Here is a 19,725-nt window from a genome sequence, read left to right as displayed (position 1 = left end):
TGGTCTTTTCTGAAAGTAGTCACATCGCTGGCAGTCTTTGTGACTTCAACGCAAGAGCCCGATTGCCCCTGGAGCCACTGCCATGTCCGCCATCCCTTCGCGCAGCCCCCGCAGGACGCCACTTGCCCGCAACAAGGACGTGACCGCGCTGGTCCCGGACTTCCCGTTCCACTACGCCGACTACCTCGCCGCCGCCCGTGCCGCCGGCCAGCCGCTGTGCCGCGTGCCGCCCGAGTGCTGGGGCCGCAAGGTGCTGGTGGTCGGCGCCGGTATCGCCGGCCTGGTGGCGGCCTACGAACTGCTGAAGATGGGCCTGCACCCGGTGGTGCTGGAGGCCGGCGAGCGCATCGGCGGGCGGCTGTATTCCAGGGTCATGGGCGACCCCGGCGCCGAGGTGATCTGCGAGCTGGGCGCCATGCGCTTTCCGGTATCCGGCAAGGCGCTGTTCCACTACTTCGACAAGGTGGGCATGACCGCGCAGTCGGCGGACTTTCCCAACCCCGGCACAGCGGCCGCAGTCAGCACCGTGGTCGACTACCAGGGCCGCGTGAAGTACTACGAGCACGACAGCCCGGTGTTTCCCGTGCCACCGGAGTACCTGCAGCTCGAAGAGCAGTTCTTCGACACCTTTCTGGCGGGCGCGCCGTTCCACTTCCATGAACTGGAAACCGCCATGACCGAAGGCAGCATCGACCAGAAAGCCATCAAGCGCCTGTGGAATGCCATCGTCCACTGCGGCGCCGGCCGCAGCTGGGACGACGTCAGCTTCTACCAGGCCCTGCTGCAGGAGTCGGGGTGGAGCCGCGAGCAGATCAACCTGTTCGGCCAGATCGGCTTCGGTACCGGTGGCTGGAACACCGACTACCCCAACAGCATTCTCGAAGTGCTGCGGGTGCTGTACACCGGGCTGGATGCCAGCCACCGGCTCATGTACCAGGGCGCCGATGCACTGCCCAGGGCGCTGTGGACGCAATCGCCCACTGCGTTGGGCGACCCCTGCGCCAACGGCCAGGGCGACAGCAGCGTCGAGTCGATGACCCGCCAGGTATTCGCCGAGCCGTTCAACCAGGAGGTCCGGCATATCAGCCCGCTGGCGAACGGTGAGTTCTCGGTACTGGTCCACGACCTCAAGCGCGATACCAGCGCCTGGCTGACCATCGGCCACGTGGTCTACACCCCGCACCTGCGGGTGCTCGACAAGCTGCGCGCCAGCGGCACCGTGCAGCAACTGAAGGCCATGGACGCGCTGCTGCCCAGCGCGACCTGGGAGGCCGTCAAATACACCCACTACATGCAGTCGGCAAAGATCTTCGCGGCCACCCGGCGGCCCTTCTGGCACGAACGACCGGGGCCGATGCAGGAACGCACGCTGAGCGTGACGCTGTCCGATGGCCTCACCCGTGGCACCTACCTGGTCGATTACGCGCAGGCGCCAAGCGGCTACCGCGGCAGCGGCATCTTCCTGTCGTACACCTGGAACGACGATGCGCTGAAGTTCCTGGGCGACCGCGCCAGGCCGGCGCCGCAGCATGCCCAGTTGTGCACCACGTTGCTGCAGGCCATCTACCCCAACGTGGACCTCGCCGCGCACTACAGTGCCAGCAACACCTTCGTCGAGTTCAACTGGGAGGACCAGCCGCACTACCTGGGCGCCTTCAAGATGAACCTGCCCGGGCAGTACGCCTACCAGCGCAGGCTCTTCGCGCAGTTCATGACCGGGGTGGGCGATGCCACGCCCTACGGCTTCGTGCTGGCCGGCGACGACGTGTCCTGGACCGGTGGCTGGGCCGAGGGCGCGGTCACCAGCGCACTCAATGCCGTGAACAAGATTGCCGTGTGCCTGGGCGGCGCGAGCGACCCGCGCAACCCCGGCCCGGTGGAATCCTGGGCCGACCTGCAACCGGTCGAACTGCGCTGAAGCTATCCACAAAAAAAGTGGGTAGCTCTGTGGATAAAGCGCTACACGCTACGTACCACAAGGGCTGCGTCAGTTTGATTACAAACTGAACAGCTTCCCTGGGTGTGCGTGGGGGGCTGTTGGCCACTGTGCCAAGTTCGTCATGCCCGTGGTCCGAATCGATCAAGCCCGGCCCCGGTCGATGGGGCACGATGGACGGTCTGTCCAAGGAGCTGACCATGATTCGACTGACCCTTACCCAAGCCCATGAACTGGCAGAGTCGATCCTGCTGCACAACGGTTTCAACGCGGCGCACGCCGCAGCCGTGACGGCCACGGTGGTCGCCGGGGAGCGCGATGGCTGCGCCTCCCATGGGCTGTACCGGGTGATCGGCTGTGTGAACTCGCTCAAGGCCGGCAAGGTGTCGGCGGCGGCCGAGCCGCAGGTGATCGACCAGGCGCCCTCGATCGTGCGTGTGGATGCTGCTGGCGGCTTCTCGCAGCTGGCGTTCCAGGCCGGCTTGCCGATGCTGCAGGCCAAGGCCCGCAGCAACGGCATCGCGGCCCTGGCCATCAACCATTGCGTGCACTTTTCGGCGTTGTGGGTCGAGATCGAACAACTGACCGAGGCCGGCCTGGTGGTGCTGGCGTGCAACCCCAGCCATGCCTGGGTGGCGCCGGCCGGGGGCAGCCAGCCGGTGTTCGGCACCAACCCCATCGCGTTCGGCTGGCCGCGTGCGGGCGCCAACCCGTTCGTGTTCGACTTTGCCACCAGCGCGATTGCGCGCGGCGACATCGAGCTGCATCGGCGCGCCGGCAAGGCCATCCCCGAAGGCTGGGGCGTGGATGCCCAGGGGCAGCCGAGCACCGACCCGAACGTGGTGCTCGACAGTGGCGCGATGCTCACCTTTGGCGGGCACAAGGGTTCGGCGCTGGCGGCGATGGTCGAGCTGATTGCCGGGCCGCTGATCGGCGACCTGACCAGTGCCGAGTCGCTGGCCTATGACGCGGGCAGCAAGTCCTCGCCGTACCATGGCGAGCTGATCCTCGCGCTGGACCCGCAGCGGTTTCTGGGGGCGGGCGCCGAGGCGCACCTGGCGCGGGCGGAGGCGGTGTTTGCGGGCATCGAGGGGCAGGGTGCGCGGCTGCCGTCACAGCGCCGCTTCGAGGCGCGCAAGCGCAGCCTGGAGGAGGGCGTGCAGATCCCCGAGGCGCTGTACAACGACCTCAAGGCATTGCTGAACTGAAACCCCATCGCGGGCCAAGCCCGCTCCCACAGGGTCTCCACTGACCATGAACACAGTGGTGTACCTGTGGGAGCGGGCTTGGCCCGCGATGGGCTGCAAAGCAGCCCCAAATCAGTCAGAGCGGTTCGCGACTGCTACAACCCTCCACCAACCGCACAATCCCCAGCGGGTTGCCATCCTGCAACGCCGCCGGCAGCAGATCATCCGGGCAGTTCTGGTAACACACCGGCCGCAGGAACCGATCGATCGCCAGGCTCCCCACCGACGTCCCCCGCGCATCCGAGGTGGCCGGGTAGGGCCCGCCATGCACCATCGCATCGCACACTTCAACACCGGTCGGGTAGCCGTTGAACAGCACCCGCCCAACCTTCTGCTCCAGCAGCGGCAGCACCTGGGCAAACTGCGCCAGGTCGTCGGCTTCTGCAATCAGGGTGGCGGTCAACTGCCCATGCAGGCTCGCCAGCGCGCTATGCAACTGATCCGCATCGGCCACTTCCACCACCACCGTGGTCGGCCCGAACACCTCCTCCTGCAACAGCGCATCACCGTCGAGCAGCAAGCTCACATCTGCCTTGAACAGCTGCGGCTGCGCCTGGTTGCCCTGTTGTTCACGGCCCGCCAGGTGGCTCACCCCAGGGTGCGCCTGCAACGCCTGTACGCCCTTGGCATAACTGCGCAGGGTGCCGGCATTGAGCATGGTCTGCGCCGGCTGCTCGCCCAGCGTCGCCGTCAAGTGCGCAACAAACGCCGAAAACTGCGGCGAGCGCAGCCCGATCACCAGCCCGGGGTTGGTACAGAACTGCCCGCAGCCCATCACCACCGACGCCGCCAGCTCCGTGGCGATTTTCTCGCTGCGCACCTGCAGCGCCTGCGGCAGCACCAGCACCGGGTTGATGCTGCTCATTTCGGCAAACACCGGGATCGGCTGCGCCCGCGCCGCCGCCATGTCGCACAGCGCGCGCCCGCCCTTGAGCGAGCCGGTAAAGCCCACGGCCTGGATCGCCGGGTGCTTGACCAGCGCCTCGCCCACCCCGGCGCCATAGATCATGTTGAACACGCCCTCGGGCATGCCGGTGCGCTCGGCGGCGCGAATGATCGCGTTGGCCACGTGCTCGGCCGTGGCCATGTGCCCGCTGTGGGCCTTGAACACCACCGGGCAGCCGGCCGCCAGCGCCGCTGCGGTATCGCCCCCGGCGGTGGAGAACGCCAGCGGAAAGTTGCTGGCGCCGAACACCGCCACCGGCCCCACGCCGATACGGTACTGGCGCAGGTCCACCCGTGGCAGCGGCTGGCGCTCGGGCAATGCGCGGTCGATGCGTGCACCGTAGAAGTCGCCCCGGCGCAGCACCTGGGCAAACAGGCGCATCTGCCCGCTGGTGCGGCCGCGCTCGCCCTTGATCCGTGCCGTGGGCAAGGCCGTTTCGCGGGTTACCAGCGCGACGAAGTCATCGTCCAGCGCCTCCAGCTGCTCGGCTATGGCCCCCAGAAACTCCGCCCGGCGCCCGGCCGGCAGGTTGCGAAACGTCGGGTAGGCCGCCGCTGCGGCACGGGCGGCAGCGTCCACTTCCTCGGCGGTGGCCTGGGTGAAACGGTACGGCAGGGCGTCGCCGGTGGTGGCGTCATGGCTGTGCAGGGTGATGCTGCCGGCGGCGCTGCGCGCACCGCCGATGTAGTTGTGGCCGATGATCTCGGTCATGCAGACCTCCTGTTGAAAGGGTTTGGGCTCAGGCCAGCGAGTTGCCGCGAGCGCTGGCGGTGTCGGTGCTGGCGGCAACCCGCTCGGCCGACTCGGCGTCGACCAGGTGCAGCGACTTGCCACGGGTTTCACGGGTCAGGCCGACGGCGACGATGGAGATCGCCGCGGCGCCCACCAGGTACCAGGCAATCGGCGTCGAGCTGTTGTACTTGTTGAGCAGGGTGATGGCGATCAGCGGTGCCAGGGAGCCGGCGAAAATCGGCGCCACCTGATAGCACAGCGACAAGGCGGTGTAGCGCACATGGGTGGGGAACATCTCGGCCATCAGCGCCGAGTAGGGCGCATAGGTCATCGACTCGATGGCAAGGCCCAGGGTGATCGCCGCCATGATCAGCCAGTTGTTGCCGGTGTCCATCATCGGGAAGCCGACGAAGCCCCAGAACGCGGTCAGCACCGCACCGGTCAGGTACACCGGCTTGCGTCCCACCAGGTCGGACAGGTAGCCCATCAGCGGGATCAGGAAGAAGTGCAGCAGGTGCGCGCCGAACATCAGCAGCAGAATCTGCGAGGTGTCCTTGTGCACCACCAGCTTGAGGTAGGTGATCGAGAAGGTCACCACGGTGTAGTACAGGATGTTCTCGGCAAACCGGGCGCCGATGCCCACCAGTACCGAACGCCAGTGATGGCGCAGCACTTCCACCACACCCAGCTGCTGCACCTTGTGCTGCGCCTGGCGGGCCTGGGCCTGCTTGAAGATCGGGGCATCATCCACGCTGGTGCGGATCCAGTAGCCGATCAGCACCACCAGTGCCGACAGCCAGAACGCCACGCGCCAGCCCCAGGCCAGGAACTGCTCCTCGCTCAGGGTGCTCGACAGCGCCAGCAGCGCCACCGTGGCCAGCAGGTTGCCGGCCGGTACGCCGGCCTGCGGCCAGCTGGCCCAGAAGCCGCGTCGGTTGTCCGGGCAGTGCTCGGACACCAGCAAAATCGCGCCGCCCCATTCGCCGCCAAAGGCGAACCCCTGGATCAGGCGCAGCAGCACCAGCAGGATGGGCGCGGCGTAGCCGATGCTGTCGAAACCGGGCAGGCAGCCCATCAGAAAGGTGGTGATGCCGACCACCACCAGGCTCAGTTGCAGCAGGCGCTTGCGCCCGAACTTGTCGCCATAGTGGCCGAACACCAGGCCGCCCAGCGGGCGGGCCAGAAAACCTACGGCGTAAAGGGCGAAGGCGGCGATGATGCCGTCGATGGGGCTGTCGGTCTGGCGAAAGAACAACTGGCCGAACACCAGTGCCGAGGCCGTACCGTAGAGAAAGAATTCATACCATTCGGCGACGGTACCGGCCATGGCGGCCGCTACCACACGCTTGAGGCCCGCCGGGGCGGTGGATGCGCGGGGAGAGGGGTGTGCAGTGCTCATGCTGGCGTTTCCTGTGCAGGCGCAAGACAGAAAAACAGGCGCGCCGGGTGGGCCCCGCAGAGAGGCCCGCCCGGCACTCACTCAGAGGCCGACATCCGGCAGTTCGGGGCGATTGGCCAGGGCCTTGGCCATGATCTGCTCGACGAACTCGCGGTCGTCCTTTGGCAGGGCCAGGCGCGGTGGACGGGTCAGCGCGCTGCCGCGACCGGCAATGGCTTCACACAGCTTGATGCACTGCACCAGGTCGGCGCGGGCATCCAGGTGCAGGATCGGCATCAGCCACTCGTAGATCGGCATGGCCTCGGCAAAGCGTCCGGCCTTGGCCAGGCGGAAGATCGTCTCGCCCTCCTTGGGGAACACGTTGGACATGCCCGACACCCAGCCCTCGGCGCCCACCGCGATGCTTTCGAGCACCACGTCGTCGAGGCCGGCGAACAGCACGAAGCGGTCACCCACCTCGTTGCGCACGTCGATGAAGCGGCGGGTGTCGCCGGAGGAATCCTTGAAGCACACCACGTTGTCGCAGTCGGCCAGGGAAATCAGGATGTCCGGGGTCACGTCGTTTTTGTAGATCGGCGGGTTGTTGTAGACCATCAGCGGCACGTCGGCATGCTTGGCCACGTAACGGTAGTGCTCGGCGGTCTCGAACGGCTTGGAGCCGTACACCAGCGCCGGCATCAGCATCACCCCGTCCACGCCCACCTTGCGCACCGCGTTGGCCACCTTGGCGGCCTGCACGCTGGTGAACTCGGCCACGCCGCAGATCACCGGCACACGCCCACGCGAGGCATCCACCGCCACTTCGGTCACGGCAATCTTTTCTTCGGCCGTCAGCGAGGTGTTCTCGCCCACCGAGCCGCACACCACCAGGCCCGACACGCCGTCGCGGATCACGTTGGAAATCACCTGGTGGGTTTTTTCCAGGTTGATGGAGAAGTCGTCGTTGAATTGGGTGGTGACCGCAGGGAACACGCCACTCCAGTTGATGCGCTTGCTCATTGGTTGTCTCCGGTGGTTGTTAGTATTTCGTATACGATATTTTATGTGTGTGAAGCAGACCAGCGTTATTTCGGGGTTTTTGCTGGTCTTTTTGCTTAGGGTTTGTGAATCAAGGGCTTAGCGATCAGGCGCCGGGCCAGGTGTCCGACAGTCGGTAGCCTTGTGGCCACGGGTCTGCGGGGTCGAGCAGCAACTGATGGGTACCGGTGATCCAGGCGCGCCCCGAAATGCACGGGTAGATGGCGGCGCGCCCGGCCACTTCGGTCAGCGAATCGATGCGACAGTGGAACTCCGAGCCCAGGATCGAACGGCCGATGAAGCGTTCGCCCACCTGCATCAGGCCCTTGGCCTGCAACACTGCCATGCGCGCCGAACAGCCGGTGCCGGTGGGGGAGCGGTCGATCTTGCCGGGCTGGATCACCACCGCGTTGGCACCGGTGGCCACGCCATTCTCCATCACGATGGGCGCGGCGATCTGGCAGAACGAGATATGCGACCAGCCGGGGTTGAGCGGGTGCACAAAACCCAGTTGTTCGTTGGCGGCGCGGGTGATCTTCAGGCCCACCTCCACCAGGTCGGCGGCCTCGTCGGGGCGAATGGCGAAGCCCAGGCGCTGGGCATCGACAATCGCGAAACTGTCGCCGCCATAGGCGGTGTCGACCTGCAGCGAGCCCACGCCCTCGACCTCGATCCAGGCGTCCAGGCGGTCGGCGAAGGAGGGCACGTTCCTGACCTCCACGCGCTGCACCTTGCCGTCCCGGCATTCGGCCACGGCCTCGATCAGGCCGCCGGGGGCTTCGAGCACCAAACGGGTCTGCGGCTCGGTCATCGGCAGGATGCCGCTGTCGAGCAACACCGTGGCCACGCACAGCGAGTTGGAGCCGGACATCGGCGGGGTGTCGGCCGGCTCCATGATGATCCAGCCCATCTGCGCGGCCGGGTTCTTGGGCGGCACCAGCAGGTTGACGTGGCGGAACACGCCGCCACGCGGTTCGTTGAGCACGAAATTGCGCAGGGTGTCGTCCTGCGCGATCCAGCGTGACTGTTCCCACAGGGTGTCGCCCGGTGGCGGCGCGACGCCACCGACAATCACATCGCCGACCTCGCCTTCGGCGTGGCAGCTGACTACATGAATCACCTTTGATGAACGCATTGCCTGGCTCCTGATTGATTGGGGCTGCTGCGCAGCCTATCGCGGGTCGCGCCCGCTCCCACAGGGTATGGGCTGATCTGTGTGGGAGCGGGCTTGACCCGCGATGAGGCCCCTGGTTACTTCACTGACTTGAGAAACGCCGCCGTCTCCGGCTGCTGCGGATTGCCGATCACCTGGTCCGGCGAGCCGATCTCGTGCACCAGCCCGTTGCGAAAGAACGCCACCCGGTCCGACACATCCCGCGCAAAGCGGATCTCGTGGGTCACCAGCACCATGGTCATGCCGTCCTCGGCAAGCATGCGCATGGTGTCCAGCACTTCGCCCACCAGTTGCGGATCGAGCGCCGAGGTGGCCTCGTCGAACAGCATGTAGTCCGGCGACATCGCCAGCGCCCGGGCAATCGCCATGCGCTGCTGCTGACCACCGGACAACTTGCCGGGGAAGGTCTTGAACTTGTCGCCCAGCCCCACGTGGGTCAGCTGCTGGATCGCCAGTGCCTCGGCTTCCTCGCGGCTCTTGCCCAGTACCTTGCGCGGCGCCAGCATCACGTTCTCCAGCACCGTCAGGTGCGGGAAGGCATTCCACTGCTGGAACACGATGCCGATCTTCTGGCGCAGGCGGTTGAGGTCGGTGGCGCGGTTGTGCACCTCGATGCCGTCCACGCGAATGCTGCCCTTCTGGATCGGCTCCAGGCCGTTGATGCACATCAGCAGGGTCGACTTGCCCGAGCCCGAACCGCCGATGATCGACACCACCTCGCCCTTGTTCACCGTCAGGCTCACGCCCTTGACCACTTCCAGGTCGCCGAAGGATTTGTGTACGTTGTCGATCTCAATCATTTTCTTGCCACCTTCTTTCCAGTCGGGCGCCCAGGCGTGCGACCACCAGGCTCATGACGTAATAGATGAGGCCCGCGATGCACAGCACCAGCAGGGGTTCCTGAATCCGTGTGACGATGGTCTGGGAGGCGCGCAGCAATTCGACGATGCCGATCCACATCACCAGCGCGGTGTCCTTCATCACGCTCAGCACCAGGTTCAGCCAGCCCGGAAAGGCCACCCGCGAGGCCATCGGCAGCACGATCCAGCGCAGGTCCTGCAGGTAGCTCAGGCCCAGCGACCGGCTGGCCCGGCGCACGCTGGGCGGTACCGCCAGCACACCGCTGCGCACGATCTCGGTGAAGTACGCCGCGGCGTACACCCCCAGCACGATGCAGCCCACGCTGAAGGCGCTGATGTTCAGGCCCACGATGCTCTTGAACGAGTTGAACAGCACGAACTGGATCAGCAGCGGCACGCTGCGAAACACATCCAGCACCCAGGCCAGCGGCAGGCTGGCGCGTGGCAGCAGCGCACGCAGCAGGCCGAACACCAGCCCGGCCACCGAGCCCAGCATGATCGACCAGAAGGTCAGCTGCAGGGTGACCCAGGCCCCGTCGAGCAGGAACAGCATGTCGTTCCAGGTAAAGCTTGTAGAAAACATGGACAGCTCCTCAGTAACGGAACAGCCGCCAGGCCATCAGCCGGGCCACCGCGACGATCAGCTTGGCGATCAGGTAATACAGCACCGCTGCAATGGCGAAGTACTCGAAGGTGCGGAAGGTCTTGACGTTGTAGTCCTGGGTCACGCCGGTGAGGTCGTTGTTGAGCCCCACGATCACCCCCAGCGAGGTCATCAGCACCGCCCACACCATCTGGTTGCTCAAGGGGTAGAACACCACCCGCAGCAGCTGCGGCACGATGATCATGCGGTAGGCCTGGAACGCGCTCATGCCCAGCGAGCGTGCCGCGCGCATCTGCGTGGTCGGCACTGCCTTGAGCCCGCCGCGAAAGTTCTCCGCCAGGTACCCGGCGTTGTTGAAGGTGATGCCGGCCAGCAGTGCGAACCACGAACTCACGTGCAGCCCCAGCGAGCCAAGCCCGAAGTACAGGATGTAGATCTGGAACAGCGAAGGGGTGTTGCGCGCAATCGATACCCAGGCATTGCCGATGCCGCGCAACACCGGCTGCTGCGCTTCACGCATCACGGTCAAGGCCAGGGCGATCAGCACGCCGAAGATCATCGACAGCGCGGCGGTCTCGAAGGTGACCCAGGCACCGGCCAGCATGTCGGGCAGGGCGCGCAGGGCCGAGCGCCATTGGAAGGTGTAGTCAAACATGCGCGGGGCTCTCCTGTGGGGCGGCCGGCTGCAGCCAGGCCGGCAGGCGACCGCTGGCGCTGCCGGTGCAGGCGGCCTCGACGCACTCGCCAAGGCTGGCGAAATGCACCGCCCGGCCCGCCAGCCCGGGGGCGTAGTGGGCGTATTTGCCCGAGTTGGTCATCAGTGTGCGGGCGGCGGGCGGGATCACCGGCTCGCCGAGCATGCACCAGCAGGTGTCGGTCACCAGCACCGCGCCGAAGGCTTCGATCGGGGCAAGGTGGCCGGCGTCACGGGCCTGCTCCAGCACCGCACGGCCGCAGGTGATCACCAGGCTGACCGCCGGGTTGCGTGTGCGCCCGCGGCACAGCTGTGCCAGGTGCGCGAACTCGCCCAGGGAGAAGTGCGGGTTGCCCAGCGACACCAGGTCCACCTGGCTGTCACGGGCACTGTTCAGCTCGCGCCAGCTCACCAGCAGGTCGGCCAGGGCAATACGCTTTACCGGCAGCACCTCGCCCGCGCTGACTGCCTGGGCCGGGTCTAGCGCTTCGGGGGTGACCCCGGCGATATGGAACAGCGGCGCCGCCGAGGTGGTTGCGAACGCGGCGCCGAAGGCCTTGAGGTCGTCGTGGGTCGGGGCAAAACGCTCCAGCCCTGTCACCAGCGGGATCCGGCTGCCGACCATGGCGCCGATGTGATAGCCCAGCAGCGGGTAGAACGCATCGTCCAGGTGGGTCAGCGCCGGCAGGTCGATCTGCACCCGCGCCTTGCGCTGGGCCTCCAGGTGGCAGCCGATCAGCGGCGCGCGGCCGGTCAGGGCGATGCAGATATCCAGGTAGTCGGGGTACTTCAGGGTACGCGCGCCGAGCACGCTGTTGGCGTACACCACGGCGTTGGACTCGGCCCACACGATCTGCTCGCCGAGCTTCGGCGCGCTGTCGAGCAGGTAGGGGGCGCAGGTAAAACTCATCTGCGCGCCCATCGCCATGTAGGCATCGCCCAGCGCACTGGCAGGTTCGCCCAGCGCCGCGTCGATACCCAGTTCGCGCCAGCGGCGCTGGTCCACGGAAATCGAATTGAGGGTGGTCGGCACCCGCACCCTGGCGCCCCACTGCACCAGCTGCTGCGCAAAGCGCAGGCTGGCGGGGCCGGTGTAGATGCAGCCGTCGATATGCGCCTGGCTGATGTCCACCAGGCTGTGTGCGCCCTGCAGCTCGGCCATGCGCAGCACGATCTGCATCGCCACCTGCGCGGCCTTGCCCAGGTCGCCCGCGAGCAAGGCCTGGTCGTGGTCGGTAAGGGTGAGGGTGGTCGGGCGCGTCGCCGCCGGCGGGCTGGCGGGGGCTGCCGGCAGCGCCTCGGCGGGGGCCTGGTCGAACAGCACCAGGCGCTCGCCCTGCACCTGCGCAAAGGCCTTGCCGCGCAGGGCGGCAAAGGCCTGCTGGCCGATGCACAGCACCGGCAGCGAGCGCCCGAACAGCAACTGCGCCACCAGCACGCCCAGGGTCAGGATCTCATCCGGCTCGGCCAGCACCAGTGCCGCCGGTGCATGGCCGTTGCTGATCAGTTCCATCATCACACTGCTGCCGGTACACGAGCCGCGCCCGCTGGGAATGGCCAGCACGCGGCCGGCCAGGTGTGCGCCGCTGAGCGGGTGATGGCGGTCGATGACCTCGCCGCTGAAGGCGTCGACACCGCCCCAGAAACTCAGGCCGATGTCGGCGAACAGCAACTCGCCACTGGCCGCGCCATCGACCAGGCTACGCCCGTTCAGGGCAGTGGAAGGGCTGGGCATGCCGGGCACCTCAGTAGTAGACCTTCGGCACGGTCAGGTCGGTCGGCGGGATATCGGTGCCTACCCATTTGACGAACAGCTCGTTGTAGCGGCCGCTACGTACCTGCTGGTTGACGAACAGGTTGAGGTAGTTGAGCAGGCCGTACTCGTTGCGCTTGGCCCCCAGCGACACGTAGTCGATCACGTAGGGTGCGTTGCCGGCGATCTTCAGGTTCTTGTACTTGCCCGACTTGAGCGTGGCGGCGGCCACGGTGTTGGTCACCACGGTGGCATCGATGTGCCCCTGGGCCACGGCCAGGATGGTGTCGTTCTGCGACTGGTAGGCGCGGAAACTGCCGCTGCCCCACTGTTTCACGTCCTTCTCCAGTGCGATGGCTTCATAGGTGCCGCTGGTGTTGCCCAGGGCCTTGCCCTTGATGTCGTCGAAGCTGTTGATGCCGGTGTTGTCGCGGGTCAGCACGACCATCTGGAAGGCAAAGTAGGGCACCGTGAGGCCGACCGTCTTGGCTCGCTCCAGGGTGTCGGAGGTGGACGCCACGATCACGTCGGCCCGCCCCGAGACCAGCGCCGGGATACGGTCCGGGAACGGCGTCTCGACGATCTCGGCATCTACCCCGAGGACCTTCGCCAGGTCGTTGCAGTAGTCGACGTCGAAGCCGGCCGGCTTGTTGGCGTCGTCGCGAAAGCCCATGGGCGGGAAGTCCAGGGTCACGGCGCAGCGCAGCTTGCCGGAGCCGATGATGTCATCGAGCTTGTCGGCCTGGGCGGTGGCGATGAAGGAGGTACTGAGCACAGCGCTGAGAGCTACAACAAAAGCGGGGTTTTTCATGGAAGCCTCGTTTGTCGGAAGGTGCTGGTAGCGGGCGTATTGTGAATTTCGTATACGATATTTTTATAGCAATGCCCGTGCCTGTTTTTGCCCGCGCGATGCAATTGCTGTGCGGCCCTTGAGCCAGAGGACTTGCGTTGAATCCGGCAGGGCAGGCGGGCGGTGCGCAGGAAACGCTGCCCGGTGCCGGCGGTGTTACATATGGGAGCAGTGGGCGCGGCGGCGCACCCTAAAGGAACACACCGCGTCTAGCGGCGGGTATCGCGGTACTGGCTTGGCGACAGGCTGGTGAGGGCGCGGAACTGGCGGCTGAACGCGCTGTGGTCGGTGTAGCCGCAGCGCAGGGCGATCTCGGTGATCGGCAGGTCGCTGTGGTGCAGCAGCCGCGAGGCTTCTTCAAGGCGCACCTTGTGGATCATCTGGCGCGGGGTGAGCTGGAACACACGCTTGCAGTTGCGCTCCAGCTGCGCGGCAGACAACCCGGCAATCGCGGTCAGCTCGGCCAGGCTCACGGGCCGTGCGAAGTGCTCGCGAATGTGCGCATCCACCGCCGCCAGGCGATCGAAGCCGGGGTGGCTGGCCTGGGGCGCCTGCAGGTCGCGGGAGATGCCGGCCAGGCCGACGATCTGGCCCTGGGTGTCGAACAGTGCCAGCTTGTGGGTCAGGCACCACACCGGCTGGTTGCCGAAGTACAGGTGCAGTTCGAGCTGGTCGGCCAGCTCGCGGCCGCTGTCGAGCACGCGGCGGTCCTGCGCGGTGTACAGCGGGCCGAAGCGCTCGGGGAACACGCTGTCGGCGGTCAGCCCCAGCAGCTCGTGGCTGTGCCTGAAGCCGCAGCGCCGCGCCAGGGTGTGGTTGACGAAGGCGTAGCGGGCCTGGGTGTCCTTGATGAAGAACACCACGTCGCTCAGCGTATCGAGCAGCGGCGCGATCGGCTGCAGGCTGCTCAGCAGGCTGGGCAGGTCGCAGGGCTGGAAGCTGTTGAGCGATACGTACATGGCGCTGACGGTCTGGTGGGCACCTTCGGGATCATAGAGATCCGGCGCCCGCCTCGAAAGCCCCGGGGTGCGTTTCATGCGGGCGGGGTGTCGTCCAGGCACAGCAGGGTCTCGATGCGCGCCGGGCTGAACGGCGGGCGCGGCGCCGAGGGCTGCCAGCCGAACAGGTGCTGCGCTGCGGCGCCGCACACCCGGCCCTGGCAGGCGCCCATGCCGCAGCGACTGCTCAGCTTGGCCTCGCGCCAGTCACGCTGGCCGGCTAGCTTGCTGTAGGGCACGTCCTCGCAGCGGCATACCAGGGTGTCGGGGCGGGCCAGTTGCTTGAGCTGCGGGGCGAGGGCGAAGGCGTGGTTGAGCGCCTTGGCGAAGCCCTGCCAGCGCGCTCGCTGCGGCCAGTGGCGGGCGGCGCCCTGGCGGTCGCCCACGGCCGCCAGCCCGGCAATGGTGCCCTCCACCAGCGCCAGTTCGCTGCCACCAAAACCAGTGCATTCCCCGGCCGCGAACAGGCCCGGCTCACTGGTGGCCTGCCACGCATCCACGGCCAGCGCCTGGCCATGGAGTGTGCAGCCCAGGGCCTGGCCGAGCTGGCTGTTGGGAATCAGGCCGAAGCCGCAGGCCAGGCGCTCGCAGGCCAGCTCGATCAGCTTGCCGTGCTGGCGCAGGCGCACGCCTTCGAGGCGCTCGGTGCCGAGTGCCTCCACCACATGGCTGTCGGTGCGGTAGTGGCGGTCGAACAGGCCGAACGCTTGCAGCAGCTTGTTTGGCCAGCGCGGCAGTTGTGCGGCAAAACCCGCCACCGCGCCGCGGGTTGCCTGTTCGGCAACGCCTACCACCTGCGCGCCGTTGTGCCGCGCCGTGGCAGCGCTGGCCAGCAGCAGCGGGCCACTGCCGGCGATCACCACGCGCTGGTCGCGCACCGGCAGGCCGCCCTTGATCAGTGCCTGCAGGCCACCGGCACCGGTCACGCCGGGCAGGGTCCAGCCGGGGAAGGGCAGCAGCAGTTCGCGTGCGCCGGTGCACAGGATCAGCGTGTCGTAGTCGATCACCCAGCCGCGCTCGGCGTCTTCCACCAGCAACTGGCGCGGGCCGGTGGCGGCGATCACGCGGGTCTGCGGGTGGTGCTGCACATTGTTCAAGGCGCCCACGTGCTCGCGCAGGCGCTGTGCCTGCGTCGGCACGCTGGCCTGCGGGCCGTCGCGCCAGATCTGCCCGCCGGGCCAGGGGTTGTCGTCCAGCAGCACGATGCGTGCACCGCTGGGGGCAGCGGCCAGTGCGGCATTGAGGCCGGCCGGGCCGGCGCCGATGATCAGTACGTCGGCACGGGCGCTCATGCGCGGGTCTCCACCTGCATGCCGTCGCGGCACAGGGTCTGGCAGGCCAGGCGGCGCCGGCCGTCGATGCTCACCCGGCATTCCTGGCAGATGCCCATGCCGCACAGCGGTGCGCGGCGCTGGCCGCTCACCGAGGTACGCGTGCAGCCGTCGCCAGCCAGGGCCAGTGCAGCGGCCACGCTGGTGCCTTCGGCCACGCGCAGGGCACGTCCGTCCAGGGTCAGTTCAGGCATGGGTCGGTTCTCCGAGAAAACGCTGTGGCAGGTAGGCCTGTGCGGCCAGGGGCGGGTGTTCGTCGAACAGTTGCGCCACCAGCAGGTCGGCGGTGGCCGGGGCCGTGGTCACGCCCAGCCCTTCATGCCCCACCGCCAGCCACAGGCCGGGGCGTTGTGGGTGCTGGCCCACCAGCGGCAGGCCGTCGGGGCTGGCGGCGCGAAAGCCGGTCCAGGCGCGAATCGCATTGAGCTGGGCCAGCGCCGGCACGTATTCGGTGGCGCGCTTGAGCATCCTGGCAAGCATCCAGCCTTCCACCTGCGGGTCGGTGGTGCCGAACTGGCGTGAGGCACCGATGAACAGCTGGCCGGTAGGTCGCGGCTGGATATTGCACGCGGCCGACGGGCCGCTGGCGTTGTGCGCACTGGTCACGTAGCCCAGTTCCACCAGGGTGTGGGTGACCTGGCCGGGGTAACGGTCGGTGATCAGCAGGTGGCCCTTCTTGGGTTGTATCGGCAGTTCGGGGCACAGTTCGGTGGCCTGGATACCGTTGGCCAGCACCACGGCCGTGGCGGCCAGCCACTGGCCGTCGTCCAGGCGCACGCGGGCGCCATCCACCTCGGCGACCCGTGCCTGGCGCTGGCGAATGCGCGGCTGGTCGAGCATCCAGCGTGCGGTGGCCGGGGCATACAGAATGCCGTCGTCCTCGATCAGCAGGCCGCCCTCCAGCCCTTCGCGCAGCAGCGGTTCGCGTTCGCGCAATCGAGGTGCGCCAACCAGCTGGCAGATCACCCCATGGGCGCGCAGGTTGGCATGCTTGTGCTCGGCCACGGCCATTTCTTCAGCGTTGGCGGCCAGCCACAGGGTGCCGTTGCTGCGGTAGGCGCAGCCTTCGGGCAGGTTGCGCGCAATGTCGCGCCAGCGTTGCAGCGAGTATTGGCTCAGGGCCAGTTCGGCGGGGTTGTCGTCCAGCACCAGCAGGTGGCCCATGCCGGCGGCGGTGGCGCCGGGCAGTCCGGCATCCAGCACCAGCACGTCGAGGCCGCGCCGGGCCAGGGCCTGGGCGCAGGCCGCGCCGATGATGCCGGCGCCCACCACGATCACATCGGCGGCCAGGCCCTGGGTCACAGGCGGATGCCCCAGGCGAACGGGTCGTCCTGCTCGATGATCAGCGTGGCTTCGGCGCTGATATGCGCGCGGCCGCGAATGGTCGGCACGATGCGATCGCCTGCGGTTTCGAACGAGCCTTCGAACTGGCTGCCGATCACGCTGGCCTGGCGCCAGATCTGGCCCGGTTGCAGCTTGCCGTCGGCGGCCAGGCACGCCAGCTTGGCGCTGGTGCCGGTGCCGCAGGGCGAGCGGTCATAGGCCTTGCCGGGGCACAGCACGAAGTTGCGGCTGTCGGCGTCGGGGTCGTCGGCGAACAGCTCGACGTGATCGATCAGGCCGCCGTCCTCGCCGCGCAGGCCCTGATCTTCCAGGGCCTGCTGCACGGCCACGGTGTAGGCAGTGAGCGCGTCGAGGTTGTCGCCGCTGATACGCAGGCCGTGCTCGGCCACCAGGAAGAACCAGTTGCCGCCCCAGGCGATATCGCCGGTCACTTCGCCGATGCCGGGCACCTGCACGCTGACGGCGTGGCGATAGCGGTAGGCGGGTACATTGCGCACGCTGACCGAGTGGTCGTCGTGCAGGGTGGCTTGCACGTTGCCCACGGGGGTTTCGAGGGTGTGGGTGCCGGGGCCGATCCTGCCCAGGTGGGCCAGCGAGATCACCAGGCCGATGGTGCCGTGGCCGCACATGCCCAGGTAGCCGGTGTTGTTGAAGAAGATCACCCCGGCGCAGGCGCTGGGGTCGACCGGTTCGCAGAGCAGTGCGCCCACCAGCACATCATTGCCGCGGGGTTCGAGCATGCAGGCGGCGCGCCACTGATCGTGGTGTTCGGCCAGCTGTTGCCTGCGTTCGGCCATGTTGCCGTGGCCCAGGTCGGGGAAGCCTGCGGTGACCAGGCGCGTGGGTTCGCCGCCGGTGTGGGAGTCGATCACGGTGATGCGTTTCATGGGGCGCGTCCGTTGGGGGTATGGACGCAAGGGTGGCGGTTGGTGGGGGGTGGCGTCTTGATGGAATTGCGCGGTGTGGATGACGAAATCGGCATAGGGCCATGACATGTCCGAACTGTTGCAACGCGCCATGGCCTGGGGGTTTTGAGAGATCAGCCTTGTTGGCCCGGCTCCAGACTGGGGTGGGGCTTGGCCATCGGCAAGTGCTCCAGCAAGGTCTCGCACACCCCCGCAATATGCTCATCCAGCAAGCCCACCGCGCGCTCCACATCACCCGCCCGGCATGCATCGAGGATCTCGCGGTGTTCGTGGTCGGCACGCTCCTTGCCCGCCGACAGGCTCATCTGCATGCGCAGGTACCGCTCCAGCTTGTCGTTCACCGAACGGATCATGCTCACCAGAAACGGTCGCTGCGCCGGCTCGTACAGGCACGCATGCAACTCCCAGTTCAACTGCGCCCAGCGCCCCACATCGTTCTCGCCAATGAACTCCTGGCAGATGCGCTCGGCCTGTTCGAACGTGGCCTCGGTCATGTTCGGGATGGCCAGGCGCAACACCTTGTCCTCCAGCAACATGCGCACCTCGAACATCTGCGCCAGCTCGAAATCCGACAAGCGCGTGACCATCGCCCCCCGGTTGCGCTGAAACATCACCAACCCCTCGGCCTCAAGCCGTTTGAGCGCCTCGCGCACCGGGATCTTGCTGACGTTGAACTGACGCGCGATGTCGTCCTGGCGAATCGGCTCGTCTTCGTCGAAGTGCCCGGCCACGATGGCATCGCGCAGGTGCCGGGTGATGATCTCGGACGTGGAGGGCGTGTTGCCCAGGTCCGGCGCGTTGAGTTTGGGTAGGTTCACGGTGGCAATCATTCGAGGGGATTTAGGGATATGGTATACGAATTATCTGGAAACGTTCGCCCGGGAGCGCGACGCGTTGCCACACGATGACGGCGACGGCGGCTCGAAACCGTCCCCCGACAGGCACTGGCGCAGGTGCGTCAGCAGCGTCGCGACCTTGGGCTGCGCCTGCCGGCTCTTGAGCCACGCCAGGTGAATCGGCAGGCCGTCGGTGGCCAGCGGCGCCAGCACCTGTACCAGGCTGCCGTCTTCCAGCTGACGGCGAATCAGCCAGGTCGGCAGCTGTGCGATGCCATGCCCGGCCAGCACTGCGGCCACCTGGCCCTCGGCATCGCCCACCGCCATGCGTGCCGGCATGATCCGACGCTCGGTATGCCCGGGCCGGGCGGTAGGGAAGTGCCACGGGCCGACCATGCCGTCATTGAGCCCGTACACGATGCAGCTGTGGCGTTCCAGTTCGAGTTCGTTGCCGGGCTCGCCATGACGCTCCAGGTACGCGGGGGCGGCGCAGAACACCACGCGCTGCGAGCCCAGGTAATGGTGCCCCACCGCCGCCGGCCAACTTTGCGGCCCGCCGATGCGCACGAACAGGTCGATGCCGGCCTCGACCGGGTCCACGAAGCGGTCGGAGAAGGTCACGTGCGGCATCAGCAGCGCATGCTCGCGCACGCAGGCCAGAATCGCCGGCAGCCCGTGCAGGCGTCCGAAGGCCGCCGGCAGGTCGATGCGTACCCGGCCGCGCGGCTCGGCGTCTTGGGTGCTCAGCGCCAGCTCTGCCTCTTCCAGCTCGGCCAGCACGCCGGTGCAGGTGCGATAGAACGCCGCCCCGGCTTCGGTCAGCGCCACGCGCCGTGTTGTGCGTGCCAACAGGCGCGTGTGCAGCCGCGCCTCGAGCCGCGCGACGCTCTTGCTGACCGCCGAGCCGGTCAGGTTAAGGCGCTCGGCCGCGGCCTTGAAGCTGCCCAGGTCGGCCACGCAGACGAACACGTCGATGCCCTTGAGGCGTTCCGAAGAATACATGTGCCCACCCCATTGATGAATTGCAGTCACTTTACCCGGTAAAACATATCGCCAATACGCCGTTTGTTCCCGAGTA

Annotated in this window: 18 protein-coding genes; 2 read left to right on the top strand and 16 right to left on the bottom strand. The window is 67.2% G+C overall.

The annotated features are described in order from the left end of the window. The first annotated feature begins 82 nt into the window (after positions 1 to 82). Together KH389_RS15910 and KH389_RS15905 are read left to right on the top strand one after the other, a co-directional pair. On the top strand, positions 83 to 1,918 hold the full coding sequence (locus tag KH389_RS15910) for a flavin monoamine oxidase family protein (RefSeq protein WP_058541184.1): 1,836 nt from the start codon (positions 83 to 85) through the stop codon (positions 1,916 to 1,918). A 218-nt stretch (positions 1,919 to 2,136) separates the two neighbouring features. Further along, positions 2,137 to 3,144, top strand: a complete 1,008-nt coding sequence (locus KH389_RS15905) for an Ldh family oxidoreductase (protein WP_058541183.1) — start codon at positions 2,137 to 2,139, stop codon at positions 3,142 to 3,144. 115 nt (positions 3,145 to 3,259) lie between these two features. Here the strand turns inward: KH389_RS15905 and KH389_RS15900 are convergent, their stop codons facing one another. The 16 genes from KH389_RS15900 to KH389_RS15825 all read right to left on the bottom strand — a co-directional run bounded on the left by KH389_RS15900 (position 3,260) and on the right by KH389_RS15825 (position 19,649). After that, a complete protein-coding gene (locus KH389_RS15900) occupies positions 3,260 to 4,840 on the bottom strand; it encodes an aldehyde dehydrogenase (NADP(+)) (protein ID WP_213605812.1) in 1,581 nt (526 codons plus the stop codon). A 28-nt stretch (positions 4,841 to 4,868) separates the two neighbouring features. Then, positions 4,869 to 6,260: a fosfomycin efflux MFS transporter AbaF gene (gene abaF / locus KH389_RS15895; RefSeq protein WP_213605811.1), complete on the bottom strand. Its 1,392-nt coding sequence runs from the start codon at positions 6,258 to 6,260 to the stop codon at positions 4,869 to 4,871. An 81-nt stretch (positions 6,261 to 6,341) separates the two neighbouring features. Further along, positions 6,342 to 7,259, bottom strand: coding sequence for a dihydrodipicolinate synthase family protein (locus tag KH389_RS15890; protein ID WP_043861054.1), 918 nt, complete (start codon positions 7,257 to 7,259; stop codon positions 6,342 to 6,344). A 124-nt stretch (positions 7,260 to 7,383) separates the two neighbouring features. After that, positions 7,384 to 8,412 (bottom strand): trans-3-hydroxy-L-proline dehydratase, encoded by a 1,029-nt coding sequence (locus tag KH389_RS15885; RefSeq protein ID WP_054916117.1) that lies wholly within the window; start codon positions 8,410 to 8,412, stop codon positions 7,384 to 7,386. A gap of 116 nt (positions 8,413 to 8,528) precedes the next feature. After that, positions 8,529 to 9,251: an amino acid ABC transporter ATP-binding protein gene (locus KH389_RS15880; protein ID WP_054916116.1), complete on the bottom strand. Its 723-nt coding sequence runs from the start codon at positions 9,249 to 9,251 to the stop codon at positions 8,529 to 8,531. Next, a complete protein-coding gene (locus KH389_RS15875; protein ID WP_043861057.1) occupies positions 9,244 to 9,894 on the bottom strand; it encodes an amino acid ABC transporter permease in 651 nt (216 codons plus the stop codon). The genes KH389_RS15880 and KH389_RS15875 overlap by 8 nt, the downstream gene beginning before the upstream one ends. A 10-nt stretch (positions 9,895 to 9,904) precedes the next feature. Then, the gene (locus KH389_RS15870) at positions 9,905 to 10,570 is read right to left on the bottom strand and encodes an amino acid ABC transporter permease (RefSeq protein WP_043861058.1); all 666 of its coding nucleotides are present in this window, start codon (positions 10,568 to 10,570) and stop codon (positions 9,905 to 9,907) included. Next, positions 10,563 to 12,344, bottom strand: coding sequence for a cis-3-hydroxy-L-proline dehydratase (gene lhpI, locus KH389_RS15865; RefSeq protein WP_078480793.1), 1,782 nt, complete (start codon positions 12,342 to 12,344; stop codon positions 10,563 to 10,565). The genes KH389_RS15870 and lhpI overlap by 8 nt, the downstream gene beginning before the upstream one ends. Positions 12,345 to 12,354: 10 nt before the next feature. Continuing rightward, complete coding sequence (locus KH389_RS15860) at positions 12,355 to 13,173, bottom strand: ABC transporter substrate-binding protein (RefSeq protein ID WP_043861060.1); 819 nt, start codon at positions 13,171 to 13,173, stop codon at positions 12,355 to 12,357. A gap of 248 nt (positions 13,174 to 13,421) precedes the next feature. Next, entirely contained in the window at positions 13,422 to 14,171 is a 750-nt protein-coding gene (locus tag KH389_RS15855; protein WP_043861061.1) for an AraC family transcriptional regulator, read from the bottom strand. Between the two features lie 74 nt (positions 14,172 to 14,245). After that, entirely contained in the window at positions 14,246 to 15,502 is a 1,257-nt protein-coding gene (locus KH389_RS15850; protein WP_213605810.1) for an NAD(P)/FAD-dependent oxidoreductase, read from the bottom strand. Continuing rightward, positions 15,499 to 15,735, bottom strand: a complete 237-nt coding sequence (locus KH389_RS15845; protein WP_043861063.1) for a 2Fe-2S iron-sulfur cluster-binding protein — start codon at positions 15,733 to 15,735, stop codon at positions 15,499 to 15,501. Before KH389_RS15845 ends, KH389_RS15850 begins: the two co-directional genes overlap by 4 nt. After that, complete coding sequence (locus tag KH389_RS15840) at positions 15,728 to 16,843, bottom strand: NAD(P)/FAD-dependent oxidoreductase (RefSeq protein WP_078480796.1); 1,116 nt, start codon at positions 16,841 to 16,843, stop codon at positions 15,728 to 15,730. Before KH389_RS15840 ends, KH389_RS15845 begins: the two co-directional genes overlap by 8 nt. After that, positions 16,840 to 17,772, bottom strand: coding sequence for a 4-hydroxyproline epimerase (locus tag KH389_RS15835; protein ID WP_213605809.1), 933 nt, complete (start codon positions 17,770 to 17,772; stop codon positions 16,840 to 16,842). The genes KH389_RS15840 and KH389_RS15835 overlap by 4 nt, the downstream gene beginning before the upstream one ends. A gap of 152 nt (positions 17,773 to 17,924) precedes the next feature. Next, the gene (locus KH389_RS15830) at positions 17,925 to 18,629 is read right to left on the bottom strand and encodes a GntR family transcriptional regulator (RefSeq protein WP_043861088.1); all 705 of its coding nucleotides are present in this window, start codon (positions 18,627 to 18,629) and stop codon (positions 17,925 to 17,927) included. Positions 18,630 to 18,671: 42 nt separating this feature from the next. Then, positions 18,672 to 19,649 (bottom strand): LysR family transcriptional regulator, encoded by a 978-nt coding sequence (locus KH389_RS15825; RefSeq protein WP_088515457.1) that lies wholly within the window; start codon positions 19,647 to 19,649, stop codon positions 18,672 to 18,674. Between the last annotated feature and the right edge of the window lie 76 nt (positions 19,650 to 19,725).

The organism is Pseudomonas qingdaonensis (genome assembly GCF_018398475.1).
GTDB lineage: Bacteria > Pseudomonadota > Gammaproteobacteria > Pseudomonadales > Pseudomonadaceae > Aquipseudomonas > Aquipseudomonas palmensis.
Note: the sequence above shows the minus strand (reverse complement) of the source record. Positions and strands in the feature narration are given on the sequence as shown.